General features: G+C 51.7%; 12 protein-coding genes. 7 read left to right on the forward strand and 5 right to left on the reverse strand.

What is annotated here, in order from left to right; all coding sequences use genetic code 11:
• Positions 1–76 precede the first annotated feature (76 nt).
• Positions 77–526 (reverse strand): thioredoxin TrxC, encoded by a 450-nt coding sequence (gene trxC / locus ABYP33_RS09460; RefSeq protein ID WP_373090581.1) that lies wholly within the window; start codon positions 524–526, stop codon positions 77–79.
• 128 nt (positions 527–654) lie between these two features.
• Positions 655–1653, reverse strand: coding sequence for an adenosine kinase (locus ABYP33_RS09465; protein WP_373090582.1), 999 nt, complete (start codon positions 1651–1653; stop codon positions 655–657).
• An 80-nt stretch (positions 1654–1733) separates the two neighbouring features.
• Here ABYP33_RS09465 and mrcB point away from each other — a divergent pair, with 80 nt between their 5' ends.
• Positions 1734–4028 carry a penicillin-binding protein 1B gene (gene mrcB / locus ABYP33_RS09470; protein ID WP_373090583.1) on the forward strand — a complete coding sequence of 765 codons (2295 nt, stop codon included), beginning with the start codon at positions 1734–1736 and terminating at the stop codon, positions 4026–4028.
• Positions 4029–4042: 14 nt separating this feature from the next.
• On the opposite strand, the gene ABYP33_RS09475 is transcribed toward mrcB, so the two are convergent.
• Both ABYP33_RS09475 and ABYP33_RS09480 read right to left on the reverse strand, forming a co-directional pair.
• Complete coding sequence (locus ABYP33_RS09475; RefSeq protein ID WP_373090584.1) at positions 4043–5497, reverse strand: ATP-binding cassette domain-containing protein; 1455 nt, start codon at positions 5495–5497, stop codon at positions 4043–4045.
• Positions 5498–5629: 132 nt separating this feature from the next.
• Positions 5630–6505 carry a TIGR00730 family Rossman fold protein gene (locus ABYP33_RS09480; RefSeq protein ID WP_373090585.1) on the reverse strand — a complete coding sequence of 292 codons (876 nt, stop codon included), beginning with the start codon at positions 6503–6505 and terminating at the stop codon, positions 5630–5632.
• 256 nt (positions 6506–6761) lie between these two features.
• Here ABYP33_RS09480 and ABYP33_RS09485 point away from each other — a divergent pair, with 256 nt between their 5' ends.
• From ABYP33_RS09485 to ABYP33_RS09510, 6 genes are all read left to right on the forward strand, one after another.
• Positions 6762–7175 carry a Na+/H+ antiporter NhaA gene (locus ABYP33_RS09485; protein ID WP_373090586.1) on the forward strand — a complete coding sequence of 138 codons (414 nt, stop codon included), beginning with the start codon at positions 6762–6764 and terminating at the stop codon, positions 7173–7175.
• A 26-nt stretch (positions 7176–7201) separates the two neighbouring features.
• On the forward strand, positions 7202–7321 hold the full coding sequence (locus tag ABYP33_RS09490; protein WP_373090587.1) for a hypothetical protein: 120 nt from the start codon (positions 7202–7204) through the stop codon (positions 7319–7321).
• 92 nt (positions 7322–7413) lie between these two features.
• Positions 7414–8286: a DUF1295 domain-containing protein gene (locus tag ABYP33_RS09495; RefSeq protein ID WP_373090588.1), complete on the forward strand. Its 873-nt coding sequence runs from the start codon at positions 7414–7416 to the stop codon at positions 8284–8286.
• A gap of 34 nt (positions 8287–8320) precedes the next feature.
• Positions 8321–9880, forward strand: a complete 1560-nt coding sequence (locus ABYP33_RS09500; protein ID WP_373090590.1) for a cation:proton antiporter — start codon at positions 8321–8323, stop codon at positions 9878–9880.
• A gap of 144 nt (positions 9881–10024) precedes the next feature.
• Entirely contained in the window at positions 10025–11374 is a 1350-nt protein-coding gene (locus tag ABYP33_RS09505; RefSeq protein ID WP_373090591.1) for a DUF2157 domain-containing protein, read from the forward strand.
• Positions 11367–12383: a GDYXXLXY domain-containing protein gene (locus ABYP33_RS09510; RefSeq protein WP_373090592.1), complete on the forward strand. Its 1017-nt coding sequence runs from the start codon at positions 11367–11369 to the stop codon at positions 12381–12383. The genes ABYP33_RS09505 and ABYP33_RS09510 overlap by 8 nt, the downstream gene beginning before the upstream one ends.
• Positions 12384–12441: 58 nt before the next feature.
• On the opposite strand, the gene ABYP33_RS09515 is transcribed toward ABYP33_RS09510, so the two are convergent.
• A complete protein-coding gene (locus tag ABYP33_RS09515; RefSeq protein ID WP_373090593.1) occupies positions 12442–13635 on the reverse strand; it encodes an acyl-CoA desaturase in 1194 nt (397 codons plus the stop codon).
• Positions 13636–13766: the final 131 nt, after the last annotated feature.

Genomic DNA, 13766 nt, shown 5'->3' on the forward strand with positions numbered 1-13766 from the left:
AAGGCGAATTATCTGAATTAAAAAAAGGCGGATGCGTTAATGGCTCCGCCTTTTTTTATGTTTGCAACGTGCTGGCCTATAGCGTTGCCAGTTGCTGGTTTAGCCAGTCCTTGAATTGCCCCTTGGGCAGTGCGCCAGACAGCCGGGCAACTTCGCGGCCATCATGAAATAGAATCAGCGTCGGGATCGAGCGGATTTGACGCTGCGCAGCCGTGTTCTGGTTGGCTTCCGTGTCGAGTTTAAGAAAACTGACATGAGTGGGCATTTCGGCGGCAAGCTCGCTATAAACTGGCGCAAAGGAGCGGCAGGGGCCGCACCAAGGCGCCCAAAAATCCACCAGCACGGGCAAACCGCTTTGTTGAATATAGCGATTGAAATTAGCATCGCTGGCGTTGACGACCTTGCCATCGAGCAATAGCGCCTTGCACTTGCCGCATACCGGCGCATCGGTAAGGCGCGATTCGGGTACGCGGTTAATTGCGGCGCAGTGCGGGCAAATCAGTTGTAGCGAAGGGCTAGTGCTCATGGGGCATCCAAATACAGCAAGTCATAACGCTGATATGTGGTCAGAAGGCGGGGATTTCAAGGTCTTAGCTTTACGACGCTAGGCTGTCTCAACGCGCCAGCGCCTGAGACAGCCTAGCAAGTGAGTACTTAGCGATTTAACTCGCTGAGTAATTCCTGATGTCGCGGCCCGAGTAGGCGTGGACCGTATTGGGATACAACCTCGGCGGCAGCGCGGCTAGCCAGTGCACCAGCCTTGGCGTAGCTGTACCCGTTGGTAATGCCGTAGAGGAACGCGCCAGCAAACATATCGCCCGCGCCGTTGGTGTCTACCGCAGTGACTTTATGGCCTGAAATTTCATGCAATTGTTCGCCGTCAAACACCAGTGCGCCTTTGGCACCGAGGGTAATGGCGAAGGTCTTGGCAACTTGTTTCAGTGCGGCAACGGCGTCATCAAGCGATTCGCTGTTTGCCCAGCCCAGCGCTTCAGCTTCATTGCAGAAAATCAGGTCTACCCCATTGCCCAGCATGTCGTTTAAGCCGTCGCGAAAGAAGCTGACCATCCCTGGGTCTGAAAAGCTCAGCGCGGTTTTGACGCCGCTGCGTTCAGCGAGTTCGCGACCGGCGATCGCGGCGGCGCGGCCGGAGTCAGAGGTAACCAAATAGCCTTCGGCGTAGAAGTACTCAGAGCTGGCGAGTGCCTCGGTATTGATTTCGGTCACCGACAATGTTTCGCTGATACCTAGGTGGGTGTTCATGCTGCGTTCTGCATCGGGGCTGATCAGCACCAGGCATTTACCTGTAGTGCCGACGGCCTTGTCGCCGTCAAAATCGGCATCGACCCCGGCGGCTTTAATGTCGGTCATAAAGAAGTGGCCGTGTTCATCGTTCGCCACTTTACAGGAGTAGTAATTGTGTGCGCCAAAATAGCCTGCAGCGACAATGCTATTGCAGGCGGAACCGCCACTGGCAAGTTTGGCGTGAACCATATGGCCGCTGAGCTTGTCCAAGAGTTCCTGTTGACGGGCTGCATCGACGAGGGTCATCAGGCCTTTTTCCACGCCGAGGGATTGCAATTCGGCGTCGTTAATTTCGATTTCGGTATCGACTAAGGCGGCGCCAATTCCATAGAGGTGGTATTTTTTCATCTGATTTGCCAGTAACTTGCGGTAAAGTGCCGCTATTATCCGGTTTGAATTCTAATTTGCAATGTATCTGGTCGTATTGAATGGTTAAGAAAGCATCTAAGGGAAGTGGCGCTTCCGCAGCAACATTCTCGTGGTGGGGTTTATTGGTCAAGCTTAGCTTGGCGTTTGCGGTCGTCATGTTGATTTTTTTCGCTTACTGCGATGCCAAGGTGCGCGGCACGTTTGACCGTCAGCGCTATGAGCAGCCCGCCAAAGTCTACGCACGGCCCTTAGTACTGGCGACGGGGGCGATTCTGACGGCGTATGAGTTAGAGTCAGAATTAGGTGAGCTGGGTTACAGTCGCCGCCGTTTGGTGGATCAGCCAGGCAGTTACTTTCGCCAGGGCGATCATTTTACGATTTATCTGCGGTCCTTCGCCTTTGCTGACGGCCTGCAGCCCGCGCGCAAGATCGAGGTTGAAATGAACTCGACCACGGTGGGCGTGGTGCGCAATAAATTGGGTGATCGCATCGCTGAAGCGCAGCTCGACCCCATGGTGATTGGTGGGGTGTATCCAGGCCGCCATGAAGACCGCCTGATGTTAAGCCTTGCCGAAGCGCCGCAAATGCTGATTGAAACCTTGGTGCAGGTGGAAGATCAGCACTTCTATAGCCATTTTGGTATTTCGCCGCGCAGTATCGTGCGCGCTATGCTCGCCAATATAAAGGCGGGGCGCACGGTGCAGGGCGGGAGCACACTCACCCAGCAATTGGTTAAAAACACTATTCTCAGCAATGAGCGCAGCTTGTGGCGCAAGGCGAAAGAAGCGGTGATGTCGATTTTAACCGAGCTGCATTACAGCAAAGACCGAATTTTAGAAGCGTATATCAACGAAGTTTATCTGGGGCAGGAAGGCAATCGGGCTATTCACGGCTTTGGTCTTGCCGCGCGCCACTATTATAACCGGCCCCTAGAAGAGTTAAATTTAGGGCAGGTTGCGATGCTGGTCGGCCTCGTTAAAGGGCCGTCGTATTACGACCCGTGGCGTCACCCAGAACGCGCCAAAACCCGCCGCAATATTGTGCTCGGCGAGCTAGAGGAAGAGGGTTGGCTTACCACGCAGCAATTGGCAGAGTGGCAGAAAGAGCCTTTAGAGTTAGCCAAAACCTCGGCACTGGCTGGCGTGTACCCCGCTTATGTCGATTTGGTGCGACGTCAATTGAGCCGTGATTATCAGAGCAAGGAGCTGCAAACCAGTGGCTTGCGGATATTTACGCCCTTTGACCCGGTTTTGCAGCGCCGTGCAGAAAAGGCAACGGTTAAATCCTTGCAGCGCCTGGAAGCCCGTCAAAAAGACTTAGAAGTCGCCATGGTCGTGACCAAAGTAAACAGCGGTGATGTCGTCGCTGTTATTGGTGGCAAACGGCCAAAGTACGCAGGCTTTAACCGCGCCCTAGATGCACTGCGGCCCATTGGCTCATTGGCTAAACCCGCTGTGTACTTGGCGGCGCTAAATCAACCCAATCAATATAGTTTGTTGACCAAGGTGTCGGATGAGCCGGTGTCGATCAGCAATGCCAATGGCAGTCAGTGGCGGCCTTCGAATTACGATCGCAAATCCCACGGTGAGGTGCCACTGCACACCGCATTGGCCCACTCTTATAATATAGCGACTGCGCGATTGGGTATGCAGCTTGGCTTGGATAAGGTTATGACCATGTTCCAGCGCCTTGGCGTGCAGCGGCCCTTACTTGAAGTACCATCGATGTTATTGGGTTCAGCGGAGCTGGCGCCAATAGAGGTCGCGGCGATGTACCAGACCTTGGCGGCAGATGGTCGTTATACACCGCTGCGTACGATTTATGCCATAACGGATAATAAGGGCGAGTTATTGGCGCGCTACCCGCAAAAGCCAAAGCAGGTTGTCAGTTCTGCAGCAGTGCATTTATTGCAATACGCGATGTTAGAAACCGTGCGCGAAGGCACGGGCAAAGGGGTGTATCGGGTGTTGCCCAAAGACTATCGGGTGGCGGGTAAAACCGGTACCAGTAACGATACCCGCGACTCGTGGTTTGCTGGTTTTGCCGGGGACTATATGGCGGTGGTGTGGATGGGGTTAGACAATAACACCTCAACGGGTTTAACCGGCGCCAGCGGTGCCTTAATGGTGTGGCGTCAATTTATGGCTGAGGCTAGCACCGAGCAAATGCCTTTTTCCCTGGTAGATGGCGTAGAGTATCAGTGGGTGGACGGCGTCAGTGGCAAGCTTAGTCAGTCGTGGTGTGAAAACGCGCGTTATATGCCCTTTATGAGCGGCAGTGCCCCCAGTGAGCGCGGCGGCTGCGCCCCAGAGCCTGAGAAGGTGTGGGGCTGGTTTCGCAACGTATTTGACTAGCTAGAATGGCTGGCTTAGACCTCGCGGACTTGGGCGGTATAGCCGCCCTGCGCCGCGGGGACTAAATCCATAAACTGATTGATGCACTCGGGCAGCTCTTCACTGCGATGACTAACGAATAAAATGCGGGTTTGGCCGTGGGCGGCAATTTGGTCTACGGCACCGAGCAATCGCGATTTTTGCTCGTTATCTAAGCCGATGCAGGGCTCATCTAAAATGAGAATACGGGGCGACTTGACCATCGCTCTAGCCAGTAAAACCATGCGCTGTTCACCAAATGACAGCCGGTCGAAACGCTGCTCTTTGAGGGGCAACAGTTCAAGCGCGTCCAGCCACGCAACTAACATCTGGCGTTGAGACTCGCTGTAGTCAGTGTATAAACCTACCGAATCAAATAAGCCAGACGCTACCACGTCGATCACTTTGGTGCGTTTTAAATTATTCATTTGCATGCTGGTATTAAGCAGGCCAAATTGGGCTTTAACCTCCCAAATACTTTCGCCGCTGCCGCGACGCTTGCCGAATAGGTACACCTCTTGGCCGTAGGCCTTATCGTTCTCGCCGCAGAGGAGGCCGAGCAAGGTCGACTTGCCCGCGCCGTTAGGGCCGCTAATACAGCAGTGCTGGTTTGGCATTAAGGTCCAGTTGATGCCGCTGAGCACCTGATTACCACGGAAATTCACATTGATATTACGCAGCTCTAACAATGCGCTGTCGTCAGGGTGTGCCGGCGCTTGGGCTATCGGTAGCGGTTTGGCGTAGTGATGCAGTGCTTTACTGGCCTGCTTGGCGGCGGCCGCACTGCATTCACCTAGCATTTTGCCGTGGGCCATTTGATATACGGTGTCGATGCAGTCAGGAATATCGTTGGCGTCTTTGGTCAGCAGAATCAGCGGCGTTGGCGAGGTGAGTAACTCGTCGAGCATGGCCCGCATTTCGGTTTGGGCATTGACATCCAAGCCCTCAAAAGGATTGTCGAGAATCAGCGCCGCGGGCTTGGCTAAAAGGGCGCGGGCGAGCAGGGTTTTGCGACTCTCACCGGTAGAGATGAAGCGGATACCCTGGTCTAGTATGTGCGCAATACCGAGTCTGCTGCACAGACTGTCGAATTCGGCGTTGGCGGGCTGGCCTTGCAAAATAATAGCGCGCACTGGCGTGCCAACATCGAAGGCATCGTCGCGGGTTTCACTGTCATCAAAACGGCGGTCGTATTCCATCAACTCGCGGTGTAAATCAAACGAGATGTGAGCGATATCATCTGGGCCAATATTGGCAGCGTAGTGGATGTCGCCCGCGTTAGGCCGCAGCTGATCGGTAATGAGTTTGGCGAGGGTGGTTTTGCCTGCGCCGTTGCCGCCTAAGATCGCGAGATGCTGACCGGCTGGCCACTGCCAGCTAAAATCGTCGAGAATGGGGTCGAGTTGATAGGCAAAACGAATGGCGTGAAAGCGAATAATAGGGGCGGACATGGGCAACCGTGTTAACAAAAAACAATTCATCACTATAGCATATTTACCCCCAATTTCCTGATGCTCTTTGGTTTTACTCGTGGCTGTTTACTGAGGGCAATACATGTCTCACAGTGACTTGGCAGAATTTTTTTAGCAGCGAATACACTCGTCAAGACTGAGTTGATAGAAATCAACTATGTGCTGCCAAGCTTGCTCGGCGGTATCGACGACACTGATCATATTGACGTCTTCGGGGCTGATAACCCCCTCGTCGCGGAGAAATTCCAAATTAATGGCCTGGCGCCAAAACTCGTGACCAATGAGAATGACCGGGACCCGTTTAGACTTGCCGGTTTGAATGAGGGTTAGGACCTCGAATAATTCATCGAAGGTGCCAAAGCCACCGGGGCACACCACCACGGCCTTGGCGCGCAGCATAAAGTGCATTTTGCGGATGCCGAAATAATGAAAGCGAAAGCAAAATTCAGGGCTGATATAGGGGTTTGGATCTTGTTCGTGGGGCAATACAATATTGAGGCCGATCGATTTGCCACCGGCGTTACTGGCACCGCGGTTGGCGGCTTCCATAATACCTGGGCCGCCGCCAGTGACTACATAGAGTTGTTCGTTGGGATCACAGTGATTGGAATGGGTGGTAATCAGTTCACCTAGGCGGCGGGCTTGCTCATAGTGATGGCTATTGCGTTGGTCGCGTTTGGCGGCCCTCACTTTGGCGGGGTCGCCACTGTCTTGGGCAATGACTAAAGCTGCGTCGGCGTCTTCCGGGGAGGGAAAGCGGGCGCTGCCGAAAATGACAATGGTGGATTCGACTCCGTGTTCTTTTAGGGTCATTTCAGGCTTTTGCAATTCTAAGTGAAAACGCAGGCCGCGCAGTTCCTCGCGCAATAAGAAATCTTGATCGGTATAGGCCAGCCGATAGGCGGCGGGTTGGTCTTGCTGATTACTTGGCAGTTCATCCCGAGCGGAGGGAAAGTTGGCGCCGCGTAATTTAGACTTATCGGTCATTTATTATTTCCTTATCGGTGGCGATACTGGTGTAGCTCTGGGGCCCCTAGGAATCTTTGGGGAGCGTAGCGCAGCCAAAGTGCTCACTGCCGTTTCGAGGCACGCTAAGCGAAGATCGGCGGGGCGTCGCCGGAGCAAAGAAGTTTTGAAAGCTTCCTGCAGCATAGCGCTGAAACGCTACAAATGCACAGTATCGAAACTCGATAGAAAACATTGTGTTGTCGGCCTCAGTCGGTATGATCTTGGGGTAGCCTCAGTGCGTATAGGCGTTATTGATACTCCGGTCGTGGTGCTGGTCGATGCATTGAAATCGGCCAAACCATTATTAGTGTGGGTGAATGGCGGCCTAATGGCTGTGTTTTTCCTCATGGTTGGGCTGGTACTCAAGCGTGAATTTTGGGGAGGGGACCTGGCCGAGCTAAACAAAATCATTCTGCCGGCCCTTGGTGTCATTGGCGACATGGTCGTGCCGGTGTTGGCGTTTTGTAAATCGGGTATTAGTTTTCACGGTGTGGGATTGGATCATGTGCTGCACGGTGTACCGCTCGGTATTGCGTTGGGGTTGTTCGTGGGCAAGCAGGTCGGCGTATTTGGTTTTTGTTGGTTAGGCGTGAAGCTTAAATTCACCAGTTGCCAGAAGATATCTCCTGGCTGTCCTTGTATGGCATAGCCTGACTCTGTGGTATTGATTTTAGCATGAGTTTATTTGTTGGCTCACTAGTCTTTGATGAGCTAGGGGTGAAGCAACTGTTTGACGAGCGCTTGGGAATTATTATCGGTTCGCTATTATCTGGCGTTGTTGGTATGTGGTGTTGAATAAAAGTTTGTCTGCAAAAAATTAGGCCGTATGAGAGTTTCCGTATCGGTTAAGCTGTATACACATCTGTAAGCTTAGGGGTAGAACGCTAATGCAAAAGTCTGGGGTAAAAGCCTTGCTCGCGGTGTTGGTGATGGCCGCGGTAAGTTTGCTGCTTGCCAGTGCAGCTGGGCGAGGTTTGCCGACATATGGTGGTTTGAGTTTGCCCCTGTGGTCGCTGCTGATCGCATTTGGTGTGCAGTGGCTGGTATTTATTCCTGCTTATTTAAATCACACCGAACGCTTCTATGATTTAACCGGGGCGTTGAGTAATATTGCAGTCGTCCTTGTTTGCTTTAGTTTGAGTGTTGAGACTGATCGGAATTATTTGCTTGCCGGTTTAATTGTCATTTGGGCGCTACGCTTGGGCGGATTTTTGTTTTGGCGAGTGTGTGTGGATGGTCGAGATACACGTTTTGACAAAATTAAAATCAATTTTTATCGCTTTCTTGTAACGTGGACACTTCAGGCATTGTGGGTTTTTCTGATTTCACTTGCGGCGATCTTGGCAATGGCATCTGGCGTAGATAAACCCTTAGGCTGGACGGCAGGCATAGGCCTCTTGTGTTGGCTGCTCGGTATGGTGTTGGAGGTGGCTGCGGATGTGCAGAAGCGGCGATTCCGCGCTGATTCACGTAATCAGGGACAATTTATTCGCCAGGGCTTATGGGCGTGGTCTCGGCACCCGAATTATTTTGGCGAAATATTAGTGTGGATTGGCGTGTGTATTATCGCCTTTCCAGCTTTGAGCGGCTGTTTGTATTTAGGCTTGTTATCGCCGTTGTTTGTTATTTTGGTGTTGACTAAAGTCACAGGGATTCCACTCCTTGAAGCCAGCGCGAATAGGCGCTGGGGGAGTGATCCTAATTATCAACAATACAAGGCTCAGACCCCAGTTTTAATTCCGCGTATACCACGGCCTTGATTTTCGATAGTTATTAATTAACGAGTGACTTGTAATGATTGAACCCTTGCTGGTCGGAATTGCCTTTATTGCCGGCTTGTTATTTAAACGTCTTGGTATGCCGCCCTTACTCGGCTATTTAGTGGCGGGTTTTATTGCCGGTGGTTTGCAGTTGGGCGACCCCGAGCTTATTCATACCCTGTCGGAGCTGGGTATCATGTTGCTGTTATTCACTATTGGGTTAAAACTCAATGTGCGGGAGTTGCTAGCCCCCCAAATTTGGGCTGCGGCAAGTTTACATACCGTGTTAGTAGTGCCGTTGACGGCGCTGGTACTTTTGAGTTTGCATTGGTTAATTCCTGAGCTTCAATCTGTTGAAACCTCCGTGGCGTGGATGCTTGCCTTTGCCTTGTCATTTTCAAGCACGGTGTTTGCCGTAAAAATATTTGATGAGCGCGGCGAAGGCGCAGCACTTCACGCCAAAATTGCTATTGGTATTTTGATTGTCCAAGACATTTTTGCTGTGTGCTTTTTGGTGTTTTCCGCCGAGCAGCCGCCGTCGGAATGGGCCATCGCCTTGCTCGCGCTGCCCCTGCTGCGACCTATCTTAGTGGCACTGCTTAAGCAGGCTGGTCACGGGGAATTGTTAGTGCTATTTGGTATTGGTACAGCAGTTGGTGCAGCGGCCTTATTTGAGCTGGTGCACCTTGAAGGTGGTTTAGGCGCTCTGCTGTTTGGTGTTCTGCTGTCCAAATCGACTAAAAGTGTTGAGCTGTATAAAAGTCTTATTAATTTTAAGGATATCTTTCTCACCGCCTTTTTCTTGAGTATTGGTTATGCCGGTATGCCGAGTGGCGCCATGCTGACGGTGGCTTTAGCCTTGGCGGGACTCATCTTGCTGCGGCCATTGATCTACTTTGCGTTGCTGCTGTTGTTCCGCTTGCGAGCGCGTACCTCGCTACTGGTTGGTCTGTCGCTATTTAATTACAGTGAATTCGGCTTGATTGTTGCGGCCATGGCAGTGCAGGCTGGATCGCTGCCAGCAGAGTGGTTGACGACGTTAGCGGTGGCGATGGCCTTGTCTTTGTTTATTGCCGTGCCTTTTAATACCCATGTACACAGCTTGTACGCACGGATCGCCGAGCGGCTACAAAAATTGGAGCGTCGCCAACTATTGGTCTTGGAGCGTCCGGTGAATATGGGCGAAGCTGAGATTATCATTTTTGGCATGGGGCGAATTGGCAGTGGCGCCTATGACTACCTTAGCCAGCACTACCCAGAAAAAATAGTGGGTGTGGAAGAAAATGCCGACAAGGCAGTAAAGCTGAAACTGGCGGGCATTAATTGTGTTGCAGGCGATGCCAGTGACCGGGATTTTTTAGAGCGGGCGGGTTTGCAACGGCGCAGAATGATCTTAGTGAGCCTCAGTAATCACGAAGAAAATATCGAAGTTGTTAAATTGCTTAACCAGCTTAATTATCAGGGTAAGATCGCTGTGGTGTCCCGATTCCCCGACCAACATGATGAACTGCTGCGTATGGGTTGTGTCACTTTTAACCTGTATGCCGAGGCTGGTCATGGTTTTGCTGAGCGAGTGCTGGAAGAGCTGGCCTGACCGCATAAGCTGCGACGAAGTGAGCGACTCCTGAAGGCGAGTTTTCTGACTGCATTTGCGAAGGTGTATATTCATAATTACGGGAACCATTTAGTCGGTAGACGGATCTATCGGCCCGGCAAATGACTAATTTGTGAGAGCATTATGGACAATAACAATCCTTGGCTGCGGGCCGAAATAGCTCAGTGGTTAAGGGAAGGGATTATTACAGACGAGCAGGCAACAACACTTTATGCTCGGTACCCAGCAATGGTATATGCGCGCTCGGGCGGCGCTAGCCGTGGCGGTCTCGGTCGCAGCTACAGTGGTGATGGCCGCTGGGGTAAAGTCATTTTTGCGGCATTGGGCGCGGCTATTTTTGGCATGGGCGTTATTTTGTTCTTTGCCTATAATTGGGCAGATATGCATCGCTATCTTAAACTGGCGGTGGTTGGTGGTTCAATTCTATTGGCCCATATTGCGGGCATGGCATTCTTTCAGGCTAAGGATCAGCGCCGTTCGCTGGGCGAAAGCTTGCATTTACTCGGTACAATTCTCTTTGGTACAGGGATCTGGCTGGTGGCGCAAATCTACCATTTTGATGCGCACTATCCCGATGGTTTTTTGCTGTGGTTTGTCGCGGCCTTAAGTCTTGGATGGGCTTTGCCATCGGCCGCCCACGGCATATTAGCAACGGTGCTACTTGCCTTGTGGGCTGGGCTAGAAACCTTTGAGTTTCAGCGCCATTTGCCGCAAGCAAGCTGGATCCTCATCTGCACTATTCTGCCCTTGGCGCGGTGGCAGCGCGCTAACAGTTTGTTGGCGATGGCGTTGGTAAGCCTACCGCTCCTTTATGCCTTTGGGGTGTGGCGCCTTGGTGAACAATTCCTTATGCCCGTATTACTGCTATTGGTGGGAAGCTATTTTGGGTTGGCTCAGTTAGCGATGAGCTTAGCTTACCCGGCAGCGAAAAGTGTCTTTTATAGTGTGGCGATAGTGTTGTGGTTAGGCCTAGTGTTTGTTGGCAGTTTTATTGGTATGCCGTCGCAGCAAGGTATGTCGACTGTACCGGGTTTTGGTTTGTTTCATTTGCTTGTGCCCGCGCTGCTGACAATGACGGTTTGGCTGGCAACCTTGTTGAGAAGTAGTTCGCGTCCATTGAATTCAGAAGCAAGGTTGGAAACTGGCCTTGTGCTAATGGTCTTACTCCTCGTTGTGCTACCGGCGATGTTTGGCGTTGATATACAGGGTTTTGGCCGCCTGGTATTTAACGTAGTATTTCTGTTGTACAGCTTGCTGTTTGTCTATCGTGGCACGGAGCATGGTCGTGGCAAAATTCTGAGCTTGGGTTGTATCATGTTAAGTGTGCTTGCTCTGGCGAGATTCACCGACTTGTTTCATAGCTTACTCGCACGCTCAAGCGTGTTCTTACTGCTTGGTATACTGTTATTTGTGATTGGCCAGCGTTATGCCAAGCAAAATACTCGCCGCAAGTTGGAGAAACCCCGTGCGTAAAGGATTGGTTGTGGCGCTGGTGTTGAGTCAGTTAGGGGGGCTCGGCTATTTGGCAGGACAGCGCGAATGGGTGCGTCAGCGGGGCGAGCAAATTTATTTGCGCACCGCGCCGATAGATCCCCGTGACCCAATGCGGGGAGACTATATTCGCTTGCGCTATGGTTTAAATGCTGTGGATTTGGCCCAATATCGGGGTAAAACAGCGAGCACGGCACTTAGCCGCGGTGCGGTAGTTTATGCCTTGCTTAAGGCGGGCCCAGACGATGTCTATGAACTGGATTACTTAAGTGATAGTGCGCCACCGTCTGGACTTTATCTCCGGGGCCGAGTGAGCCGAGAGGTGCTTGGGGGACAAATCCCGGTGAGTTACGGTATTGAGCAATACTTTGTTGAACAGGGTCGTGGCGAAGGCATTGAACTAAAGCGTGGTGACCGCGAGGGCGTGCAAATACCAATGGAAGTGGCAGTTGCTGTAGGTTCAAATGGTTTGGGTGTGCTTAGCGCTTATCGCTGGAGTCGTTTGGGGATCGGGTTTGAACAGATTAACCCAACACCAACCGCGCTTAGCAATACCTTAAATTGGGACAGTGCGACAATTACGCAACGCAGTCCAGTGTTGGTGGTGAGTTTACAAAATGTGTCGGACACGGAATTAAAAATTGCGGATAACGACAAACATTGCGGCTTTAGTTTGCAGTCTCTCGGTGATACCGGGCGCAGCTTGAGTCAAGCCGACAAGAGCTGCTCGTCCTATGTGTTGCGCGAGGCGGATATGATTAATTTAGCGCCAGGTGAGGTGTACCGGGTGGAGCTCAATATGGGCTTGCCGCGCTGGTACGTGACGGAACGTGGCAGCAGTACTTCCTCGGCCATTGTGGTAAGTGCGGCAAATGAGCGTTTTAGGTTAGTTTATCAGGCGCCAAGTGTCTTGCCGGGGATGGATGTACCTTTGTTGTGGCGGGGTAGTTTGGCGTCGCCAGCATTCAGCGTGCGTGGCCGAGTAGACTAGGTTTTTGTCAGTCGTAAAAAAAGGCGCCTAGTGCGCCTTTTTTTACGACTGACAATCCTTATGCCATTTGCACGCTAAGCAATTGCAAACGTTTGCGCTGCATTTTTAATGCGTATTCTAGCTCTTTCAGGCGCGTACGCAGGGTTGCGTGCTCCCACGCGTGGTTGAAGTTGAGTTGCAGTTGCTCTTTCTTGCCGACCAAATTTTCTTGCAGGGCTTCTTTTTGAGCATTGATGAGTCCGCGCTTAGCTTCCATCCACGATTGGCTTACGGTACTCCAGTCATTGAGGTATTCGCAAAACTGTTGGTATTCCTGCTCCAGAAACGCGCCAAAGTGTTTCGCATCGGCACCCTTGCTCTGGCGTAACGCGCTTTCTGCCTTTTTAAACTGCATGGTGAGTATAGCGCGTTGAATTTTAAAATCGGGTACTTTGCGTAAGTCCCAGGTTAGGCCAAGCCACGAGGCGGCTTTAATGAGCCATTTGGTGGGGTCGTATTGCCACCAGCGTATACCATTGCGGTAGTCATTTTGGAAAATATGGTGGTAATTATGATAGCCCTCTCCGTAGGTGAGTAGCGCAAGAAAATCATTGTCGCGGGCAGTGTTTTCGTCGGTGTAAGGACGGCGGCCCCAGTGGTGAGCGAGAGAATTAATAAAGAAGGTGGTGTGGTGGCTAACAACCAGACGCAGAACCCCGGCGAGCAGGATATTTTCCAGCATATTGCCGGTGATAAAGCCAAGGATTACCGCAGGTGCAATATTCATAAGAAGCACCAAGGCGAGATAGTTGTTGTGTTGCCACATGACTATTTTATCGCGTTGTAGATCGCGGGCATTACTGAAGTCTTCGCTGCTTGCCTCGTAATCTCTTAGCATCCAGCCAATATGGGAATACCACAGGCCTTTCTTTGCTGAATAGGGGTCGTTATCAATATCGTCGACATGACGGTGGTGGCGGCGGTGGCCCGAAGCCCAGATTAAAATGCTGTTTTGGGTCGCTGCGGCCCCCCAAAGGGCGAACATTATTTTTAGCAGAGGGTGTGCTTTGTAGCTATTGTGGGCCCACAGGCGGTGGTAACCGGCAGTGATTGACATCCCGTTGGCGCCAAGTATCGCAATAAAAGCGAGCCAGCCGCCCCAAGTGAAGCCTTGGCTGAATCCATACCATGGTACGCCAACGGCGGCGATGAGGAGAGTACTAGAAAATAAAATGCTCTGCATCCACAGTAGTGGCGGTTTTTGTTGTGACACAGGACAATCGGGTTGTTGCGCTTGAGACATTGGAGGGGGGACCTCGTCGATAAATAAATGTATATATTGCTTCATTTTATAGAAAGCAATCCGTCTTTGACAGTTACGACTTGATGACAATGTGCGTTTGT

The organism is Zhongshania sp. (assembly GCF_041584495.1).
Classification (GTDB): Bacteria; Pseudomonadota; Gammaproteobacteria; order Pseudomonadales; family Spongiibacteraceae; genus Spongiibacter.

Bases quoted from the DNA above. Each gene is read 5' to 3' on its own strand.
- ABYP33_RS09505 (WP_373090591.1), top strand. From the start codon at position 10,025: ATGGACAATAACAATCCTTGGCTGCGGGCCGAAATAGCTCAGTGGTTA.
- ABYP33_RS09500 (WP_373090590.1), top strand. From the start codon at position 8,321: ATGATTGAACCCTTGCTGGTCGGAATTGCCTTTATTGCCGGCTTGTTA.
- trxC (WP_373090581.1), bottom strand. From the start codon at position 526: ATGAGCACTAGCCCTTCGCTACAACTGATTTGCCCGCACTGCGCCGCA.
- ABYP33_RS09490 (WP_373090587.1), top strand. From the start codon at position 7,202: ATGAGTTTATTTGTTGGCTCACTAGTCTTTGATGAGCTAGGGGTGAAG.
- ABYP33_RS09495 (WP_373090588.1), top strand. From the start codon at position 7,414: ATGCAAAAGTCTGGGGTAAAAGCCTTGCTCGCGGTGTTGGTGATGGCC.
- ABYP33_RS09480 (WP_373090585.1), bottom strand. From the start codon at position 6,505: ATGACCGATAAGTCTAAATTACGCGGCGCCAACTTTCCCTCCGCTCGG.
- ABYP33_RS09465 (WP_373090582.1), bottom strand. From the start codon at position 1,653: ATGAAAAAATACCACCTCTATGGAATTGGCGCCGCCTTAGTCGATACC.
- ABYP33_RS09475 (WP_373090584.1), bottom strand. From the start codon at position 5,497: ATGTCCGCCCCTATTATTCGCTTTCACGCCATTCGTTTTGCCTATCAA.
- mrcB (WP_373090583.1), top strand. From the start codon at position 1,734: ATGGTTAAGAAAGCATCTAAGGGAAGTGGCGCTTCCGCAGCAACATTC.